Origin of the sequence: Sutterella wadsworthensis 2_1_59BFAA (assembly GCF_000297775.1) — a bacterium.
GTDB lineage: Bacteria > Pseudomonadota > Gammaproteobacteria > Burkholderiales > Burkholderiaceae_F > Sutterella > Sutterella wadsworthensis_A.
In genome coordinates this window covers 396,741-413,955 of record NZ_JH815514.1, presented here as the reverse complement: position 1 = coordinate 413,955, position 17,215 = coordinate 396,741, and the positions used below count along the sequence as shown (strand labels likewise).

At 60.9% G+C, this 17,215-nt stretch carries 19 protein-coding genes and 3 tRNA genes (1 of these 22 running past the window's edge); 8 read left to right on the top strand and 14 right to left on the bottom strand.

Annotated features, from left to right (window positions below):
• A protein-coding gene (locus HMPREF9465_RS04150; protein ID WP_005434375.1) for a M61 family metallopeptidase crosses the window boundary here: on the top strand, window positions 1-1,703 show its 3' portion. 13 nt of this gene lie to the left of the window's left edge; only the last 1,703 of its 1,716 coding nucleotides appear in the window; the start codon falls outside the window, past its left edge; it ends in the stop codon at window positions 1,701-1,703.
• Here the strand turns inward: HMPREF9465_RS04150 and HMPREF9465_RS04145 are convergent.
• The 4 genes from HMPREF9465_RS04145 to rpe all read right to left on the bottom strand — a co-directional run bounded on the left by HMPREF9465_RS04145 (window position 1,678) and on the right by rpe (window position 4,267).
• The gene (locus HMPREF9465_RS04145; protein WP_005434373.1) at window positions 1,678-2,391 is read right to left on the bottom strand and encodes a uracil-DNA glycosylase; all 714 of its coding nucleotides are present in this window, start codon (window positions 2,389-2,391) and stop codon (window positions 1,678-1,680) included. The two genes, HMPREF9465_RS04150 and HMPREF9465_RS04145, sit on opposite strands and share 26 nt — an antisense overlap.
• Window positions 2,388-2,819, bottom strand: coding sequence for a lysozyme inhibitor LprI family protein (locus HMPREF9465_RS04140; protein ID WP_005434371.1), 432 nt, complete (start codon window positions 2,817-2,819; stop codon window positions 2,388-2,390). Before HMPREF9465_RS04140 ends, HMPREF9465_RS04145 begins: the two co-directional genes overlap by 4 nt.
• Before the next feature lie 65 nt (window positions 2,820-2,884).
• Window positions 2,885-3,574 (bottom strand): HAD-IIIA family hydrolase, encoded by a 690-nt coding sequence (locus HMPREF9465_RS04135; RefSeq protein ID WP_005434369.1) that lies wholly within the window; start codon window positions 3,572-3,574, stop codon window positions 2,885-2,887.
• 3 nt (window positions 3,575-3,577) lie between these two features.
• Window positions 3,578-4,267, bottom strand: coding sequence for a ribulose-phosphate 3-epimerase (rpe, locus tag HMPREF9465_RS04130; RefSeq protein WP_005434365.1), 690 nt, complete (start codon window positions 4,265-4,267; stop codon window positions 3,578-3,580).
• 185 nt (window positions 4,268-4,452) lie between these two features.
• Here rpe and HMPREF9465_RS04125 point away from each other — a divergent pair, with 185 nt between their 5' ends.
• Window positions 4,453-5,628, top strand: a complete 1,176-nt coding sequence (locus HMPREF9465_RS04125) for a murein transglycosylase A (RefSeq protein WP_005434362.1) — start codon at window positions 4,453-4,455, stop codon at window positions 5,626-5,628.
• 77 nt (window positions 5,629-5,705) lie between these two features.
• Here HMPREF9465_RS04125 and HMPREF9465_RS04120 read toward each other — a convergent pair whose 3' ends face one another.
• Window positions 5,706-6,407 carry a DsbC family protein gene (locus HMPREF9465_RS04120; RefSeq protein WP_005434360.1) on the bottom strand — a complete coding sequence of 234 codons (702 nt, stop codon included), beginning with the start codon at window positions 6,405-6,407 and terminating at the stop codon, window positions 5,706-5,708.
• Between the two features lie 143 nt (window positions 6,408-6,550).
• Complete coding sequence (locus tag HMPREF9465_RS04115; RefSeq protein WP_005434358.1) at window positions 6,551-6,946, bottom strand: zinc ribbon domain-containing protein; 396 nt, start codon at window positions 6,944-6,946, stop codon at window positions 6,551-6,553.
• A gap of 191 nt (window positions 6,947-7,137) precedes the next feature.
• Here HMPREF9465_RS04115 and HMPREF9465_RS04110 point away from each other — a divergent pair.
• Both HMPREF9465_RS04110 and HMPREF9465_RS04105 read left to right on the top strand, forming a co-directional pair.
• Window positions 7,138-7,213 (top strand) — tRNA-Phe (locus tag HMPREF9465_RS04110).
• Window positions 7,214-7,251: 38 nt separating this feature from the next.
• Window positions 7,252-7,327: transfer RNA gene (locus HMPREF9465_RS04105), tRNA-Phe, on the top strand.
• 141 nt (window positions 7,328-7,468) lie between these two features.
• Here HMPREF9465_RS04105 and queC read toward each other — a convergent pair.
• Complete coding sequence (gene queC / locus HMPREF9465_RS04100; protein ID WP_005434356.1) at window positions 7,469-8,194, bottom strand: 7-cyano-7-deazaguanine synthase QueC; 726 nt, start codon at window positions 8,192-8,194, stop codon at window positions 7,469-7,471.
• Complete coding sequence (locus HMPREF9465_RS04095; protein ID WP_005434355.1) at window positions 8,191-8,712, bottom strand: hypothetical protein; 522 nt, start codon at window positions 8,710-8,712, stop codon at window positions 8,191-8,193. Before HMPREF9465_RS04095 ends, queC begins: the two co-directional genes overlap by 4 nt.
• A 123-nt stretch (window positions 8,713-8,835) precedes the next feature.
• On the opposite strand from HMPREF9465_RS04095, the gene hemA reads away from it, so the two are divergent.
• The 3 genes from hemA to prmC all read left to right on the top strand — a co-directional run bounded on the left by hemA (window position 8,836) and on the right by prmC (window position 12,177).
• On the top strand, window positions 8,836-10,125 hold the full coding sequence (hemA, locus tag HMPREF9465_RS04090; protein ID WP_005434353.1) for a glutamyl-tRNA reductase: 1,290 nt from the start codon (window positions 8,836-8,838) through the stop codon (window positions 10,123-10,125).
• Between the two features lie 129 nt (window positions 10,126-10,254).
• Complete coding sequence (gene prfA, locus HMPREF9465_RS04085) at window positions 10,255-11,328, top strand: peptide chain release factor 1 (protein WP_196793849.1); 1,074 nt, start codon at window positions 10,255-10,257, stop codon at window positions 11,326-11,328.
• An 18-nt stretch (window positions 11,329-11,346) separates the two neighbouring features.
• The gene (gene prmC, locus HMPREF9465_RS04080) at window positions 11,347-12,177 is read left to right on the top strand and encodes a peptide chain release factor N(5)-glutamine methyltransferase (protein ID WP_005434350.1); all 831 of its coding nucleotides are present in this window, start codon (window positions 11,347-11,349) and stop codon (window positions 12,175-12,177) included.
• A gap of 110 nt (window positions 12,178-12,287) precedes the next feature.
• On the opposite strand, the gene HMPREF9465_RS04075 is transcribed toward prmC, so the two are convergent.
• The 4 genes from HMPREF9465_RS04075 to HMPREF9465_RS04060 form a co-directional block, all read right to left on the bottom strand.
• Window positions 12,288-12,363: transfer RNA gene (locus HMPREF9465_RS04075), tRNA-Thr, on the bottom strand.
• Window positions 12,364-12,404: 41 nt separating this feature from the next.
• Window positions 12,405-12,815: a ClpXP protease specificity-enhancing factor SspB gene (locus HMPREF9465_RS04070; protein ID WP_005434349.1), complete on the bottom strand. Its 411-nt coding sequence runs from the start codon at window positions 12,813-12,815 to the stop codon at window positions 12,405-12,407.
• Between the two features lie 129 nt (window positions 12,816-12,944).
• Window positions 12,945-13,547, bottom strand: a complete 603-nt coding sequence (locus tag HMPREF9465_RS04065; protein WP_005434348.1) for a glutathione binding-like protein — start codon at window positions 13,545-13,547, stop codon at window positions 12,945-12,947.
• A gap of 174 nt (window positions 13,548-13,721) precedes the next feature.
• Entirely contained in the window at window positions 13,722-14,474 is a 753-nt protein-coding gene (locus HMPREF9465_RS04060; protein ID WP_005434347.1) for a Nif3-like dinuclear metal center hexameric protein, read from the bottom strand.
• A gap of 54 nt (window positions 14,475-14,528) precedes the next feature.
• Between HMPREF9465_RS04060 and HMPREF9465_RS04055 the strand changes: the two genes are divergently transcribed.
• A complete protein-coding gene (locus tag HMPREF9465_RS04055) occupies window positions 14,529-15,659 on the top strand; it encodes a S1C family serine protease (RefSeq protein WP_005434346.1) in 1,131 nt (376 codons plus the stop codon).
• Window positions 15,660-15,731: 72 nt separating this feature from the next.
• Here the strand turns inward: HMPREF9465_RS04055 and tatC are convergent, their stop codons facing one another.
• Window positions 15,732-16,529 carry a twin-arginine translocase subunit TatC gene (gene tatC, locus HMPREF9465_RS04050; protein ID WP_005434345.1) on the bottom strand — a complete coding sequence of 266 codons (798 nt, stop codon included), beginning with the start codon at window positions 16,527-16,529 and terminating at the stop codon, window positions 15,732-15,734.
• Window positions 16,530-16,538: 9 nt separating this feature from the next.
• Entirely contained in the window at window positions 16,539-17,150 is a 612-nt protein-coding gene (gene tatB, locus HMPREF9465_RS04045) for a Sec-independent protein translocase protein TatB (protein WP_005434344.1), read from the bottom strand.
• Window positions 17,151-17,215: the final 65 nt, after the last annotated feature.

Sequence of the window (17,215 nt, the reverse complement as noted above, 5' to 3'; positions counted from 1 at the left end):
CAGTCACACCGGATCCTCACGCCCACCTGCTGCGCGTCTCGCTCGAGCTGACGCCGCCGCAAGACGCCGTTACACTTCACATGCCTTCCTGGACAAGCGGCAGCTATCTCATTCGCGACTACGCAGGCCGCATCCGCGGCCCCCGCTCCAACACAGGCACGCTCGTCCAGACGGACAAGTGCCACTGGACCGTCTCGGGTCTGACACCCGGCGCCACCCTTCGCATCGAATGGGAAGCCTTCACTTATTCTGTAGGCATTCACGACGCTTGGCTCGACGACATCCGCGGCTTCTACAATCCGGCAGCCGTGCTTCTCATCCCCGAAGGCATCGACGCTCCCTGCCTTCTCGACTTTTCCGACTGCCGCTTTGTTCCTCACTGCAGTCTTGAACCCATCGGCACGCACAGTTTTGCAGCCTCCTGCACCCAGGAGCTTCTCGACGCCCCCGTCACCTTCACGTCTGCAAAGGGCGAACACTGCATTCTCAACCTCTCCGTCTGCGGCATTCCCCACACGCTTGTCTTCACCGGCCCCGGCTCCTCCACTCTCAACAAGGACCTCATCCTGCAGGATGCACAAGCCATTCTGAAAACTGTCCTCGACTTCTGGGGCGCCGCCCCCTTCCGTCAGTATCTGTTTCACATCCAAATCGGTCCCCGTCTCTATGGAGGTCTGGAACACGAAGCCTCCTGCGTGCTTCAGACAGACACACTGGCCCTTCCCGGCGCCAGCGAATCCTCCCGTCCGAAAGACTATGAGGACTTCCTCACTGTCTTCGCTCACGAATACTTCCATGCCTGGCTGGTGAAGCATCTTCGTCCCGCATCCTTCCTGCCCTACAAGCTCGAGCGCGAATGCCACACCCACGACCTCTGGGTCTTCGAAGGCTTCACCACCTATTACGAGAACGTTCTTCCTTTCAGAGCGGGCGTACTGGACGAAGACAAGCTCCTCTCCCTGACCTCCGCACGCTTCAACCGTGTTCGCGAACGCGAGGGCTTCCACGTCGAGTCCCTGTCAGACGCCAGCTTCAACGCATGGACGCACCTCTACAAGCAGACGCCCGACAGTGCCTACTGTCAGGCCTCCTATTACGGAAAGGGAGCCGTCCTCGCCTTCATGCTTGACGCAGCCCTCCGCAAGGCGGGATTCTCCCTTGATGAAGTGCTGAAGACCTGGTTTCACGAGGCACTTGCCGACCCGCAGGCAAGATCCCTTCCTGACGGCGGCTTCTTTGAACGCATCCCCGTCGCATCCATCGCCGAACGCTTCAAAAAACTCGTCACGTCCTCGGACCGCACCCTTTGGGAGAACGAATGGCGCTGCGCCCTGTCCACCCTCGGGATGTCGGAGGAAGCGGACAAGAACACGCCTGCGTCCAGAATGCACCTCGGCCTTCAGCTTGACGGGCTTCGCGTCCGCTACGCCGAAAGTCGCGGTTCCGCCTATGCGGCCGGTCTCTTCGCAGGCGATGAAATCATTGCCGTGAACGGCCTTCGAGCCGACGCCGCCACCATCGAGCGCATGATTACTCAGGCCAAGGGCTCAACCTTGCACATACACTACTTCCGCGAGCACCTGCTGCGAAGCGCCGAAATCGAGGTTCCCGTCAATCCTCTTCCCCAACCCGGCACCCTGAAAATCAAAAGCCCGACCGAATTCGGCCGGGCATGGATCAGATCGTCCAATCGACAGGCTTGAGGCCATGCGCCGCCAGCCACGTATTGGCGGCGCCGAAGTGACCACACCCGATGAAAGGCACGGGCGGCCGCAACGCTGAAAGCGGAGACGGATGATTGGCACAGAGGACCAGATGCTTCTCCTCATCGATGAGAGCGCGCTTGCCTTGAGCGAAATTGCCCCAAAGCATGAAAACGGCATGCGGTGCCGTCTCCGACACGGCCTGAATGATCGAGTCGGTCAGCATCTCCCAGCCCAGGGAGCGGTGACTTGCAGCCTCTCCTCCCCTCACCGTCAGAATGGCATTCAGAAGGAGCACCCCCTGATGCGCCCAGGACAGAAGCGATCCCTGCTGAGTCACGGGCACGCCCAGATCCCTCTGCAACTCCTTCTTGATGTTGCGAAGCGACGGTGGAACCTTGATGCCTGCGGGCACGGAAAAGGAAAGCCCTTCGGCCTGTCCCGGACCGTGATAGGGGTCCTGCCCCAAAATCACGACCCTGACCCCGTTCGACGGCGTCTCGTCCATGGCACGGAATACACGGGGCGGATAAACCTGATGTCCTGCCGCCACATCCTCGGCCACGCGCTCCACGGCTCGCCTTCCCTTGTCCGTCGCCATGAAGGCCTCAACAAGTTCATGCCACAGAGGATCCGCAGGCAACGTCATGTCCGGCATGACGCCTTCAGAAAACAGGCTCGCCGTCATTGCTTTGCCGAACTCAGGTAGCGGTTTTCAAGCATGTCGGTGCGCATGCGGTAGAGATTGATCCTGCAGGCAAGCGCCGCATTGTTCTCCTGCGTACTGCTTCCCTTGGTCGTATTCTTCACGAAGTCGCATTCGCGCTTGATGAAGTTGTCGAAGGCCTGATTGGCCCTCATGAGCTTGTCCCAACGCGTCCTGTTTCGATTGGGCTTGTCCCAGGCTTTCGCGACAACCGTCACGCGTTCGACCGCATCCTTGTACTCCGCCTGCACAAGCTTGCTCTCCTGCTCCAAGCAGGCGCCGATCTTCACGGCGTCATCACCCGCCTTCTGGTAGCACATGTTGATCTCCACCATGGGAGAGGCAGCGTGCGCCGCAAAGGACGCAGCGGCCAGCACGAGGCCGCAAAGCAAAATTCTCTTCAGATCCATTTCTCTGACGTCGATCCTTCCGGATTCATCCGCGCGGATCGATCAGGATCCGCGCCTTTAACAAATTACAGTCTGCCTGAGGCCACGATCCGCTCGCACACCTTTCTTGCGCTCGGATAGACGCGGGTGAATCCCGCCTCGCGGGCCCAGTCGGCAATGCTCACGCCTTCGTTGTATCCGGTCTCAACCAGAGCCACCGAAACCCCCGCCGCACGGCCCGCCAGCGCATCGTTCCGGCTGTCGCCCACCATGACGGTTTCCGACGCACAGACGTTCATCTCTGTCATGGCTCGAATCAGCATGTCGGGAGCAGGCTTGTTGTTCGGGCAGTCATCACCCGCCACCACCGTGTCAAAGAGACTCTCCAGTCCACGGGACTGGAGGAATTCGACCGTGAGGCTTCTCTGCTTGTTCGTCACAAGCGCCACCCTGATGCCCTTGTCCTTGAGCTGCTCGACGCCCTCGATCACCCCGGGATAGAAAGCCATGTGCCTGCCGCCCGACTCACTCCATGCCTTGAGAAGACGATCGAACAAATCGCGTCCCTGCTCGGATTCGACGGCAATGCCCAGAGCGGCACAGAGACGCTGAACAAGCACGAGGATCCCCCTGCCGATCATGGCGCCCACCGCCTCCTGGGACGGCGCCTTGAGCCCCATGTCCGACAATACGGTGTGAACGCCGTGGTACAACTCAGGAAGAGAGTCCACCAACGTGCCGTCCAGATCGAACAGAACAGCCTTGACCAGTCGCATTCTTTACTCCAGCGCCGCAACGGCAGCCTTCATTCTGGAGATCACGTCGGCATAACCCGCCGCATTGCCCGCCCCGAAAACGGCGGAGCCGGCAACAAAGGTGTCGGCACCCGCGAGGGCCACTTCGGCAATATTGGCAGGCTTGATGCCGCCATCTACTTCAAGCGCGATGCGACGGCCCGTTTCAGCCTCGTAGCGATCGAGCTTTTCACGCACGGCACGGATCTTGTCGAGCGTCACGCCGATGAAGCTCTGCCCGCCAAAGCCGGGATTCACGCTCATGAGCAACACCACGTCAATGCGATCGAGCTCATAGTCGAGATAAGTGAGCGGAGTTGCAGGATTAAAGACGAGACCGGACTTCATGCCGTGGTCACGGATGAGCTGCAGGGTGCGGTCGACATGCCTCGACGCCTCGCAATGGAACGTGATGATGTCGGCGCCTGCCTTCGCGAAGGCGGGCACGAGCTCGTCAACGGGCTCGACCATCAGATGCACGTCCACGGGCACCTTGGAGTACGGACGAATTGCCTTGAGCACGAGCGGGCCAACGGTCAGATTCGGAACGTAGTGGTTGTCCATCACGTCGAAGTGGATCCAGTCGGCGCCGCCTTCGACAACGTCGCTCACCTCCTGCCCGAGACGGGCGAAGTCGGCGGAAAGAATGGAAGGGGCAATTCGGCAAAGTCGCATGATTGAAAGTTCCTTCTCCGCATGGAATGCGGGTGACGAATGTTGACAGGGTTCATTGTATAGCGAGAGCCGTCGTCGGACTCAGGGCCCGTCCCGCACCTTTCATTTTTTTCAACCGTCCCTATCTTTTCGCCTAGAATCAACGCACGCGACTCGATCCACCTTCTCTTTCCAGACGACTCAACATGCTCTCCAGACTCATCCGCCTTGCGGCGCCTGCCGCTGCACTGCTCCTTGCCGCCTGCACGACGCCCGAGCCGCCGGTCAAGCCCGCACCGCCCGCTCATCCCGAGGTCGCCTTTGAGGAGAGTTCGTTTGACCGCCTGCCTCAGATTCAGGACCACACCTGGGAGCCTGCACTCGCAGCCTTCCAGCGTTCCTGCGAGGTCATGCAGGCAGGCCCCGTCTGGGAGGACGTCTGTCGAAGTGCGCTCGCGACCGACCCCATCGGCGCCCAGCGCTTCTTCCTTGCGAACTTCACGCCCTGGAAGGTCTTCGTCGCCAATGATGACGCGACGCTCGTTCAGGATACGGGCCTGATGACAGGCTACTACGAGCCCGAGCTGCTCGGCAGCCGCACGCGAAGCGCTCCCTTCACCCATCCGATCTACGGCGTGCCGGACGATCTGCTCGTCATCGATCTTGCCGAACTCTACCCGCAGCTGAAGGAGCTTCGCCTTCGCGGAAAGCTTGAGGGCCGACGCGTCGTGCCCTATGACGACCGCGCAACCATTCAGAAACGCACGGATCTTGCGCCCCGCGCCATCGCCTGGGTGAACGATCCCGTCGACGCCTTCTTTCTCCACATTCAGGGCTCGGGCCGCATCAGGCTCCCCGACGGCACCTTCATGCGCGTGGGCTTTGCCGACCAGAACGGCCGCAAGTACCACTCGATCGGCACCTGGCTCATCCGCGAAGGCCATCTGAAAAGCCACGAGCTTTCCATGCAGCGCATCCGTCGCTGGGCCCGTGAAAATCCTTCTCGTGTTGACGAGGCCCTCGCCCAGAATCCCAGCTACGTCTTCTTTGAAGAACGCAAAGGCTCCCCCGATCTCGGCCCGCTCGGTGCTCAGGGCGTGCCCCTTACGCCTGAAGCGAGCGTTGCCGTCGATCTTCGCTACTGGCGCCTCGGCACTCCCTTCATCGTCGACGCCTCTCAGGCCTCCCCCGCTCTGAAGATCGTGCGCCCCGTCATCGCACAGGATACGGGCGGCGCCATTCGCGGCATCATCCGCTTCGACTACTTCTGGGGATTCGGCGACAAGGCCGGCGAGGCTGCTGGCCGCCAGAAGAGCAACACATTCTCCTGGGTGCTCGTACCCAACGGCATGAAGCCCGAGGACATCATGGTCCGCCGCTGACGCCGAAGGGCAGGCCGCAAAGACAAAAAGGGAGGCGTTCGAAACGTCTCCCTTTTTGTCGTCAAAAACTTCGAGGCTTATTCCACCGTCGAGACGAGCTTCTCGAACTGAGAGGCCGCCATGGCGCCCGTCACCCTGTCGCCACTCTTGAAGAAGAAGGTCGGCGCGCCTGTCACGTTGAGGCGATTGGCCAGCACGAGGTTGCGCTGCAGCATGCTCGTGTCGCAACCCGCCAGAACGGAGTTCGGACGCACATTGTTGCCCATCCATTCATGCCAGGCCTTGGCGCGATCCTTGGCGCAAACGATCTCGCGGGCATTCGTCTCTCCGCGCAGCATCGGCGTGATGAAGGTGTAGACCGTCACGTTGCCCACCTGAGCATAGACCGACTCCATGGCGCGGCAGTAGGTGCAGTTGGCGTCGGAGAAGACGACAACCTCGCGCTCACCCTTGCCGAAGACCTGTTTGACAGCATCCTGAAACGGCCATTCCTTCCAGCGCTCGCGAGACCGCTCGCGAAGACGTTCATTCGTAAGGTTCGTCTGCTTGACCGTATCGATCAGGCTGCCGTAGAGCACGTAGCGCGCCTGATCATCGACATAGAACACCCTGTCCTGAACCACGACCTCCCACATGCCGGGCACGGGCGACTTCTGGACAGCGTCCGCCTTGAGGCCGGTCGTCTGCATGAGCGCATCCTCGACACTCTGGGGCGTTGCTGCAAAGACGGTGACGGCAAGGCCCGCACATAGGGCTACAAACAAACTCTTCTTAAGCATGATGTTCTTCAAGATCTCTTCGTTGATCAATTGTCGGAGCGGGCTGAACCGCCTTCTCGGAGTCTACCCGAACGGCACGCGCCTCAACACTTTCTTTTTGACATCCTTCCGGGTGTGAATACCCGGGTTTCCTCGTATTCGCGTCAAGACGCGAAGAAAAGGACGGTTCCTGCCGCTGACTTGTTGCCAAGTTCACTTGACGGGCGAACTGAGCCTGTCCGGCTCTTCTTCAGCACGTTGAGTGCACCTGCGACGTCCGCGTTTTCAGTGCAGCCGCAAAGTTGGCAACCGAAATGCGCCTGCGCAGGTCGATTTGTTGAACTCGTGTATCCGCACCTGGGACGAGTCTGGCTCGTGTACTTCGGATCGACGAGGATGAGCCGTCCGTCGGCCTTGAACAAGGCCCATTGGATGGCCATCCTCATACCATAGGGCGCAACGCGTGCCAAAGAACGGTTCAAGCCGCTCTTCTGCTTTAGGTTCCTGCCCGGATCCTTAACAGTACCTTCAGCAGACTTGGTCATGTTCTTCAGATTCATAACCTTCCTTTCTGGAAACCGCTCAGGACCGGATTATCCGCGCAGTCCACTGCACCACACGCGCTTCGCCTGCCCTCCCGCATCGAGCGAGTACGCCGTCCATACCAAATTTACGGTACAATCCACCTCTTTTACGACCGTACTATTGCCTTTTTCGAAAGGCGGGCATATAATGGTCGTCTAATTTGCGCGGCTGGGTAGCTCAGTTGGTAGAGCAGCGGATTGAAAATCCGCGTGTCGGCGGTTCGATTCCGTCCCCAGCCACCACAACCTTCGTGGGGCGCGGATTGACAATTTGTCCTGATGGCTGGGTAGCTCAGTTGGTAGAGCAGCGGATTGAAAATCCGCGTGTCGGCGGTTCGATTCCGTCCCCAGCCACCATACTGCAAGAAGCAGACTGTGAAGACGGCCTGCTTTTTTTTGTATCCACAGTTTCCCCTTCCCTCCGCCCGGACGGCAAAAACGGACGCGCCTCCCGGCCACGTCCGTTCTCTCAAGGATTCCTCCCCGATTGTCAGCCCGTCATCGGTCGCAATATCGCTCCCAGCCCTTTGCGCGAAGCTGACAGGCAGGACACGTTCCGCAGCCGTAGCCCCACTCATGAACGTGCTCATGATCGCCCAGATAGCAGGTGTGCGTGTCAAGACGGATCAAGTCGACCAGTTCCCTGCCACCAAGCGCTTCCGCCAGCATCCAGGTCTGAGCCTTGTCGAGCCACATGAGGGGTGTCTCAATGACCATCGGCGCATCGAGGCCAAGCGAAAGCGAGACCTGCAGGCTCTTCAATGTGTTGTCGCGGCAGTCGGCATATCCGGAATAGTCGGTTTCGCACATGCCGCCCACGAGCGTTTCAATGCCTCTTCTGTAAGCGAGCGCGGCCGCAAACGTGAAGAACAGAAGGTTCCTTGCGGGCACAAAGGTGTTGGGGATGTTGTTCTCCATGAAGCGAAGCTCCTGTTCGCGCGTCAGCGCGCAGTCGCTGATCTGGCCGAGAAGCCCCATGTCCAGCATGTGGTCCTCGCCGAGCCTCTGCACCCATTCGGGCCTGAAGGCGCGGAGCTTCTCGAGCACGGTCTTCCTGCACTCGAGCTCGACCGCATGGCGCTGACCGTAGTCAAACCCCAGAGTCTCCACCCTCTCGAAGCGCGAGAGAGCCCATGCAAGGCACGTCGTGGAGTCCTGGCCACCGGAAAAGAGAACCATGGCCGCGCCCCTGCGGGCGGGCTGCATTGCATTCGTTTCACTCATGATTGTTGTGCGTTTTTCTTCAAGCTGTCCTTTTCATAAGGCAGGAGTGCGGCCACGCGGCTTCGCACCGCAAGGCATTCACGGACGTGCTGCTCTCCGAGCCACTTGACGAGGCCGTAGGAGAGAGCCGCCGCAGCACCCTGTCCGACAATCGGCACCCAGCGGGCGGTCTTTCCCGCGCACCATCGGCTGCCGAGCTGCTTCGCAATTGTAAGCGCCGCGACGCCCGTCACGGATTTGCCCGCCATCACGGCGCCGACGCCCGAAAGAGCCTCGTAAACCGCCACGCGCTCCTCCATGCCGAGCCTCTCGATCTGATCGGGACTCAGGCAGAAGGCACGGTTGACGGCGTTCATCATGCTCACCAGCACGCCGACATCCACCGCCACATCGAGCCCCGGCAGCGGCACAAGCACGGCGCCTGCGCTCAAAAGCGCGCGCCGCTTCACTTCCTCGCGGGCCCGCCTGGCCGCCAGCGCCAGTTCACCCGCCGCGGGATCCGCCCACTCATCACGCATGACGCTCCTCCTGCAAGTGCTTCCTTCTTAAGCTATACACAACGTTGAGCCCTATATAATTCGCGCATTATTAAACATTGTTGCAACTTTTTCGTTGCGCTCCTCTTTCCCATCCCCGACGCGATGCATCTTCTTGCTATAGGTCTCAACCATACTACCGCTCCGGTTTCCGTCCGCGAGCGCGTAGCCTTTGGTCCCGAAGAAATCGCCGAAACCATCGGCCACATGCGCGAGCGGTTCTCCAGCACGCAGATGGGCGGCATTCACGAAGCCGCCATTCTGTCCACCTGCAACCGCACCGAAATCTACTGCGCCGCCGAAGACACGGACGCCGCCAGAGACTCCGTGCTCGGCTTCATCTGCGAACGCAAGAACGTCAGCCGCTCCGAACTCGAGCCTCACATCTATACGTTCACGCAGGAAGAGGCCGCCAAGCACACCTTCCGAGTGGCCTCCGGCCTCGACTCCATGGTGCTCGGCGAAACACAGATCGTCGGTCAGATGAAGAAGGCCGAGAAGATGGCCCGTGACGCACACGGCCTGGGCACGATGCTCAACCATCTTTTCCAGTCCACCTTCACGGTTGCCAAGGAAGTCCGCACCGCCACCGCCATCGGCGCCAACTCCGTGAGTCTCGCGGCCGCCGCTGTGCGCCTGGCGCTTCGTCTCTTCGGCAGCCTCAAGGACGAGCGCGTCCTCTTCGTGGGTGCGGGCGAAATGATCGAGCTCTGCGCAGCCCACTTTGCCGCGCAGCAGCCCAAGTCCATCACGATCGCGAACCGCACGCTCGAGCGCGGTCAGGTTCTCGCACGCACCGTGCACGCCGACGCCATCCGTCTTGCCGACCTGCCCGAGAAGATTGCCGGCTACGACATCATCGTCTCCTGCACGGCCTCCGCCCTGCCGATCATCGGTCTGGGCATGATCGAGCGTGCCATCAATGAACGCAAGCACCGTCCGATGTTCATCGTCGACCTTGCCGTTCCCCGTGACGTCGAGCCCGAGATCGATCGTCTCGACGACGTGTACGTCTACACCGTCGACGACCTCGGCAAGGTGGTCAACCAGGGCATGGCAAGCCGACAGGCCGCCATCACCCAGGCCGAAACCATCATCAGCCTGCGCATGAGCGACTTCGCCGAATGGCTCCGCCAGCGCGAGACCGTCCCCTTCATTCAGTCGCTTCGCGACCGAGCGCACCTTCTTGCCGAAGCCGAGCTCGCGCGCGCCCTGCGCCACCTCCATCACGGCGACAGCCCCGAGGAGGTCCTGCAGATGCTCGCCTACGGCCTCACCAACAAGCTCACGCACGATCCGACGATCCTGCTGCGCAACGGCGAGGGCCTCGACGACGAGGACCGCGATCTCATGGAGCGCCTGCTCAACCGCTTCTACCGCCGTCACGACCGCTGAGGCGGACAACCCTGACACACCAAGAGGAACCTGCGGGTTCCTCTTATTTTTTTGATATTCTTTAGGCCTGAATTCTCCGGCTGCACGACTGCGACCCACACGCCTTCATCGACAGACAACGCCATCATGATCAACGACAACATGCGTTCCAAACTCCGCCAGCTTGCCCGCCGTCTCGAGGAAATCGACGGCATGCTCGCCGACCCTGCCTGCGCCAGCGACATGTCGAAGTTTCGCGCACTCACGAAGGAGCGTGCCGACATTGAGCCCGTCGTGAAGAAGCATCTCGAGCTCGAGTCCGTCGACATGGACATCAGCACTGCTCAGGGAATGCTTGAGGACCCCGAAATGAAGGCGTTCGCTCAGGAGGAGATTCTGGAGGCCCAGAAGAAACTCGAAGTCATCGAGCACGAGCTTCAGATCCTGCTTCTGCCCAAGGACCCCAACGACAGCCGCAACATCTTCCTTGAAATCCGTGCGGGCACAGGCGGCGACGAGTCCGCCCTCTTTGCGGGCGACCTTCTGCGCATGTACCTGCGCTATGCCGAAGACCACCGCTGGCAGACGGAGATCGTCTCCAAGAACGACAGCGAGCTCGGCGGCTACAAGGAGGTCATTGTCCGCATCATCGGCGAGGGCGCCTATTCCAAGCTCAAGTTCGAGTCCGGCGGTCACCGCGTGCAGCGCGTGCCTGCAACCGAAAGTCAGGGGCGCGTCCACACGTCCGCATGCACCGTCGCCGTTCTGCCCGAGCTTGATGAAATCGGCGAAGTGAACCTCAACCCAGCCGACCTTCGCATCGACGTCTTCCGTGCCTCGGGCGCCGGCGGCCAGCACGTTCAGAAGACGGACTCAGCCGTCCGAATCACCCACCTGCCCACGGGCATGGTCGTCGAGTGTCAGGACGAGCGAAGCCAGACCCAGAACAAGGCGCGCGCCATGGCCGTCCTTGCCTCCCGCCTCCATGCCGCCCAGGTGGCCGAGCAGCAGGCCAAGGAGGCGAGCGAGCGCAAGAGCCTGATCGGCTCGGGGGACCGCTCCGAAAGAATCCGCACGTACAATTACCCTCAGGGCCGCGTGACCGACCACCGCATCAACCTCACGCTCTATCGCCTTGAGGCTATCATGAACGGTGATCTCGAGGAGATCATCACGGCTCTGACCACACAGCACCAGGCGGAGCAGCTCGCCGCGCTGGCCTAACAAAGTACGTATCGCGTCATGAACGAAGTCAAGCTCAACACCATCCGCGCCCTGATCGGCGAAGCGACCCCCAAGATCGGGCGCTTCGAGGCGATGATCCTTCTCGCCCACATTCTGGGCAAGCCCAAGGAATATCTGATCGCCCACGATGACGAAGAGCTTCCCGACACCACGCTCATGACGTTCGACGTCTACGTTTCCATGCGCCTTGACGGCGTGCCCGTCGCCTACCTTACCGGCCGTCAGGAGTTCTTCGGCCGTTACTTCACGGTCGACCACAACGTTCTCATTCCGCGTCCCGACACGGAGGTCCTCATTGAGCAGGCCCTGATCGTCGCCCCCGAAAAGCCCGAGATCCTCGACATGGGCACGGGCAGCGGCTGCATTGCCGTGACGCTCGCCAAGGAGTGCCCCGGGGCGCGCGTGACCGCCACGGACGTCTCCGAAGAGGCTCTCGCCATTGCCCGCGGCAACGCCGAGGCGCTGGGCGCCGAAGTCGAATTCCGCAAAGGCTCCTGGTGGGAGGCCGTCCCCGAAGGCGCACGCTACGATCTCATCGTGAGCAATCCCCCCTACATCCGCAGCGACGACGAGCATCTGCCCGCCCTTCGTCATGAACCTCAGGGAGCCCTGACCGACAGTGGAAACGGCCTCTCCTGCCTCGAGGAAATCGCAGCCCATGCGATGAGCCACCTCCGCCACGGCGGCTGGCTTCTCGTCGAGCACGGCTGGGACCAGGCCCCCGACGTCGCCGCACTCTTCCGCTCCGTCGGTCTAGCAGCGGTCCGAACCGTCCGCGACTACGGCGGAAACGACAGGGTGACGATGGGACGAAAGGCCGACGACTGAGTCAGGTCGACCGCGATTCAAGGCTCCGCACAAACAGGCGGGGCCTTTCTTGTGTCGGCCCTTGGGCAAAAGAAATCCCGCACCGCCTGAGACGGTACGGGATCCGAATTTGGTGCCCCTTATCTGACTCGAACAGATGACCTACCGCTTACAAGGCGGTTGCTCTACCAACTGAGCTAAAGAGGCTTGAAAAGCATTTGATTATAGCATTTCCTGCTTTCCGAGCATCACTTTACGCGCATCGGGCGGCGAACGCCGGGGGCGGGCTGTGCAGGCGCCTCCTCGGGCTCCTCGACGGGCGTCTCCGTCACTTCGAAATGAAGGGCGAATTGCTGGCACTCGAGAGGCGTCACGGCGATGATGCGGTTGAGCGGCACAAGCACGTCGAAGATCTCGTTGTTCTCACCGAAGCGGGCCTGAAAGGTGAGCTCGGTGTCCGAAATGGCAAGCCTGTTCACGGCCTCGTCCGTGAGGTCGAAGATGATGCGGCCGTCGCGCACGTATTCCTGCGGTACGCGGCAGGCATGATCCACCGCCACCATGACGTAGGGCGTCGTACCCGTATCGCGGCAGTAGTCGAGAACCGCATTGATCAGATACGGCTTCATCGGCCTCGGTTCCGTCGTCTGAGTGGTCATTTGAAGGATGCCTCCAAAAAGAAGTGCGAGATCAAAGCAAAACGGCCGGCGGCACTAGGGGCCGGCGGCCGTTCCCCTGAGAATCGGGGCGCGCCGGGAGCCTTTGCCTCCCGGCACTGCCTCAGCCGATCAGCGGCGCATCACGCGCTCGGACGGCGTCATCGAGTCGATGAAGGCAGGGCGCGAGAAGAGGCGTTCGCCGTAGGTCATCAGCGGCGCGGCGCTGCGCGGCAGCTCGATGCCGTAGTGGGACAGGCGCCAGAGCACCGGAGCGAGCATGATGTCGAGCAACGAGAACTCTTCGCCAAGCAGGTACACGCCGTTCGTCAGACGGCTGCCGATGACGGAAAGCTGGTCGTGCAGCTTGTGGCGGGCATTGTCGTGCATCTCTTCGCTCAGAGTACGGTTCTCAAGAATGCGGACCTGGGAGAATATCTCGCGGTTGAGAATGTAGAGGAAGAGACGGGCGCGGGCGCGGTGCATCGGATCAGGCGGCATCAGCTGCGGATGCGGGAAGCGGTCGTCGATGTACATGTTGATCACTTCGGCCTGGTAAAGCGTCAGCTCACGTTCGCGAAGGATCGGCACTTCACCGTAAGGATTGAGGGAACTGACATCGATCGGCTGGAACATGTCAATATCCTGAATCTCGAACTCGCAGCCCTTTTCGAAAAGCACGAAGCGGCAGCTGTGAGAGAACGGGCAGGTCATGCCCGAGTAAAGCACCATCATAAGATCTTATCCTTTGAACACACTGTCGATGCGCTCTTCGAGAATCGAAGAGCACTGGATTTTTCATTTTAGCGGAAGCGCCCACTCTTTTCTACTTGTATTGATTTTGCATCTTTATATTCGACTGTCACCCTAGTCATTAGGAGAAATGTAACCGGATTTCAAGCAGGAAGGTCAGACCGGATTTTCGTCATCAAACCAGAAAATCTCGAGTTCGGGCCACAGGTTCTTGATATGCCTGCCGAGGGCGCGGATGCCGAGCGTTTCGGTCGCGTGATGGCCGCAGGCGAGGTAGAGGATGCCGTTCTCCCTTGCCTCGTAGGTCGTGCGCTCGGAGATCTCGCCCGAGATGTAGACGTCGCAGCCGAGAGAGGCGGCCTCGACGAGCTCGTCCTGCGCTGCTCCCGAACACCAGCCCACGCGGCGGACCTCGGCGCCGGCCTCGCCCACGCGCACGCGAATGCCCCCGAACGCAGCGGCGACGCGCTCGACGAAAGCCTCGACGGGCACGGAACCGTCCTTCGGGCGGCCCACGCAAAGAAGTTCGAGGCTCCCCGCCCTCTGCTCGATCTCGAGTCCGAGCACCCTCGCGATCTCGGCGTTGTTGCCGACCTCCTCATGCGCATCAAGAGGCAGGTGATAGGCGATGAGATTGATGTCGTTCTTCAGGAGCGCCTTGAGGCGGCGCTGCTTCATGCCGACCACTTCGGAGCGCTCGCCCTTCCAGAACCAACCGTGGTGCACGAGAATGCAGTCCGCCCCCATGCTGCAGGCATGGTCGATGAGCGCCTGGCTTGCGCTGACGCCAAGCACGATGCGATGAATTTCGGGCTTTCCCTCGACCTGAAGGCCGTTCGGAGCGTAGTCTTTGAATGACGCCGCGTTAAGATAAGCGTTCAAATGTTCAATCAGGGCTTGAGTCTGCATAATGATCTACTCCCATTTGCTGTTCCTGAGCCTTCCGCTCGGAGGTTCCGTTCGATGATCCGCAAGCTGTGGCTCATTTTTGCACAAGCCGTCACCGTGTCGGCGGGCATTGCGGTCGGTCTGATCACCGTCACGGACTGGCGTCCGTTCGCGCCTGCACAGGAGGCCGTGCACATTCCCGACTTCAGCAGCGCCGTCGAACGTGCGGCTCCCGCCGTCGTCACTATTTTTGCACGGCATGCCACCCCGGGAAAGCGTGCCGAGCAGATCGGCACCAACTGGAACAGCCTTCCTGAAGAGGACTTCAACACGCTCGGCAGCGGCGTCCTCGTCTCGTCCGACGGCTTCGTGCTCACGAACTACCACGTCGTCGCTTCGATCCAGGGACTCTATGTCGGCCTGCCCGACAGCGGACAGGCTGAAGCCGTGCTGGTAGGCAGCGACCCCGAAACCGACCTTGCCCTCATCAAGATTTCCGGCGAGAGCGGCCTGCCCTTCATCGGTCTCGGCGACACCTCGAAGCTCAAGGTCGGCCAGTCCGTGCTTGCCATCGGGAACCCCTTCGACGTCGGCCAGACGGTCACCTCGGGCATCATTTCGGCCCTTGGGCGCCACGGGCTCGGCCTCAACAGCTATGAGGACTTCATCCAGACGGACGCCGCCATCAACCAGGGCAATTCGGGCGGCGCGCTCGTCAACACCGAGGGCGAGCTCATCGGCATCAACACGGCCATCTTTTCGCCCGAGCAGTCGGACGGCTTCATCGGCATCGGCTTTGCGATTCCGAGCTCGATCATCAGCCGCGTGCTTCCGAGCCTCATGGAGGGCAAAACCGTTGAACGCGGCTATCTTGGCTTCGTGCCCCGCCAGCTCTCGCGTGAATTCGCCATGGACCTCGGTCTCACCGTCACCCGAGGCGTGATGGTGAGTCACGTGCTCGGCAAGAGCCCCGCAGGCAGGGCGGGCCTTCGTGCATTCGACATCGTAAAGAGCCTCAACGGCGAGGAGATCCTCGGCGTCAACCGCCTCCAGCAGCTCATCGCCCGCCTCAAGCCGGGCGAACCCGCCGAGCTGACGGTGGTGCGAGGCGCGCAGACCCTCACGCTGACCGTGACGCCAACCGCCCGTCCGAAGAACGCGCGCGAACGCGAGAAGGCAGGCCCCGCCGCGATCAACACGATCTGACGAATCCAAGGCCCAAAGAAAAAAGCGCATCCCTCTGGGAATGCGCTTTTTTTTCATGCATGAGCCGGAAGCTTACTCCTCGTCCTCATCATCCTTGGGCATGCCGTCGATCTCGTCCTGCGACTTTCCGAAGAACTTCACGAGCCAGATGCCGGCCTGGAAGAGGATCACGAGCGGAAGAGCGAGAAGCAGCTGCGAGAGCACGTCGGGCGGCGTGAAGATAGCGGCGATCACGAAGGCGCCGACGATCACGAAGGGACGGGCCTTCACGAGCTTTTCGTAGCTGGCGAGCCCGACGTGATTGAGCACCATCACGACGATCGGCACTTCAAACGTGAGACCGAAGGCGACGAACATCGTCAGCACAAAGCTGAAGTAGGAGTCGATGTCAGGCGCGAAGTTGACGCTGTCGGGCGAGAAGCCTGCGATGAACTGGAACACCATGCGGAACACGATGAAGTAGCAGTAGGCCATGCCCACGGCGAACATCACGATCGAGGAGACCAGAATCGGAAGCGCGAGGCGCTTCTCGCGCCTGTAGAGCGCCGGCGCCACATACGCCCACAGCTGATAGAGCACGTACGGCAGCGCGATGAGGAACGCCACGAAGAGCGTCACCTTGAGCGGCACCATGAACGGCGCCACCACGCCCGTGGCCAGAAGCTTCACGCCCTGAGGCAGGGCGACCATGAGCGGCTGGCTCAGGAAGTCGAAGATCTGCTTCATGAAGGGCGAGAGGCAGGCGAAGATGACCAGAACAGCAATCGACGCCTTGACCGTGCGGTTGCGCAATTCGATCAGGTGGCTGACGAGCGGCTGCTCGTTCGCGGGATCGTCCGGCGCCTCAAGTAGTTTGTTGTTTTCAGCCATGATTGTTCTTTATCGGTAGATGCGCGGACGGTTCGTGCGCGCACGGGAAGCCAGACGACGGTTGCTGCCGCCCATCTGGGCTTCGCGAAGACCGAGTTCGCGGCGAAGCTTGGCGATTTCCTGCGCAAGCTCGTCAACCGACGGACCCGCATGATAGCGCTTCGTGAAGGTCTTGGGCTCCTCCCACTTGTACATGGGTTCGGCGGCCGGACCGTCCGAATTGTCGCCCCAGCCGTAGAAGTCCGAGATCTCGTCGTTGGACATCACGGTAGTCTGGCCGGACGCAGTCTCCTCAATTTCCTTGAGGTTGTCCTGGGTCTTTTCGGCGACGGCCTTGGCTTCGCCGGCGGCAGACTTGACGTCGCTTTCAATCTGGGCGGCCGACTTCTCGACCGTCGACTTGACGTCGTCGGCAAGAGCCTTGGCCTCGTCCTGAATGCGTTTAAGTTCGGAGAGCTCCGTTTCGCGGTCGATGTCCGACTTCACCTGGGCGACAAAGCGCTGGGCCTTTCCGACCCATTCGCCGGCTGTGCGTGCGACCACGGGGAGACGCTCTGGTCCGAGGACCACGAGGGCGATCACACCGATCACCAGCATCTCACTGAAACCAAAGTCAAACATGATTATTCCTGTCTTTCACTAAAGAGCCGCGGTCAGCCCCTGAGACTGCCGCGGCCGTTAGCTTA

What these genes read in the sequence shown, in the direction of transcription:
- tatC (WP_005434345.1), bottom strand. Translation starts at nt 16,529, where the DNA reads ATGGCTGAAAACAACAAACTACTTGAGGCGCCGGACGATCCCGCGAAC.
- rpe (WP_005434365.1), bottom strand. Translation starts at nt 4,267, where the DNA reads ATGCGACTTTGCCGAATTGCCCCTTCCATTCTTTCCGCCGACTTCGCC.
- hemA (WP_005434353.1), top strand. Translation starts at nt 8,836, where the DNA reads ATGCATCTTCTTGCTATAGGTCTCAACCATACTACCGCTCCGGTTTCC.
- HMPREF9465_RS04135 (WP_005434369.1), bottom strand. Translation starts at nt 3,574, where the DNA reads ATGCGACTGGTCAAGGCTGTTCTGTTCGATCTGGACGGCACGTTGGTG.
- HMPREF9465_RS04145 (WP_005434373.1), bottom strand. Translation starts at nt 2,391, where the DNA reads ATGACGGCGAGCCTGTTTTCTGAAGGCGTCATGCCGGACATGACGTTG.
- HMPREF9465_RS04095 (WP_005434355.1), bottom strand. Translation starts at nt 8,712, where the DNA reads ATGCGTGATGAGTGGGCGGATCCCGCGGCGGGTGAACTGGCGCTGGCG.
- tatB (WP_005434344.1), bottom strand. Translation starts at nt 17,150, where the DNA reads ATGTTTGACTTTGGTTTCAGTGAGATGCTGGTGATCGGTGTGATCGCC.
- HMPREF9465_RS04125 (WP_005434362.1), top strand. Translation starts at nt 4,453, where the DNA reads ATGCTCTCCAGACTCATCCGCCTTGCGGCGCCTGCCGCTGCACTGCTC.
- HMPREF9465_RS04115 (WP_005434358.1), bottom strand. Translation starts at nt 6,946, where the DNA reads ATGAATCTGAAGAACATGACCAAGTCTGCTGAAGGTACTGTTAAGGAT.
- queC (WP_005434356.1), bottom strand. Translation starts at nt 8,194, where the DNA reads ATGAGTGAAACGAATGCAATGCAGCCCGCCCGCAGGGGCGCGGCCATG.
- prmC (WP_005434350.1), top strand. Translation starts at nt 11,347, where the DNA reads ATGAACGAAGTCAAGCTCAACACCATCCGCGCCCTGATCGGCGAAGCG.
- HMPREF9465_RS04055 (WP_005434346.1), top strand. Translation starts at nt 14,529, where the DNA reads ATGATCCGCAAGCTGTGGCTCATTTTTGCACAAGCCGTCACCGTGTCG.
- HMPREF9465_RS04060 (WP_005434347.1), bottom strand. Translation starts at nt 14,474, where the DNA reads ATGCAGACTCAAGCCCTGATTGAACATTTGAACGCTTATCTTAACGCG.
- HMPREF9465_RS04070 (WP_005434349.1), bottom strand. Translation starts at nt 12,815, where the DNA reads ATGACCACTCAGACGACGGAACCGAGGCCGATGAAGCCGTATCTGATC.
- HMPREF9465_RS04140 (WP_005434371.1), bottom strand. Translation starts at nt 2,819, where the DNA reads ATGGATCTGAAGAGAATTTTGCTTTGCGGCCTCGTGCTGGCCGCTGCG.
- HMPREF9465_RS04120 (WP_005434360.1), bottom strand. Translation starts at nt 6,407, where the DNA reads ATGCTTAAGAAGAGTTTGTTTGTAGCCCTATGTGCGGGCCTTGCCGTC.
- HMPREF9465_RS04065 (WP_005434348.1), bottom strand. Translation starts at nt 13,547, where the DNA reads ATGATGGTGCTTTACTCGGGCATGACCTGCCCGTTCTCTCACAGCTGC.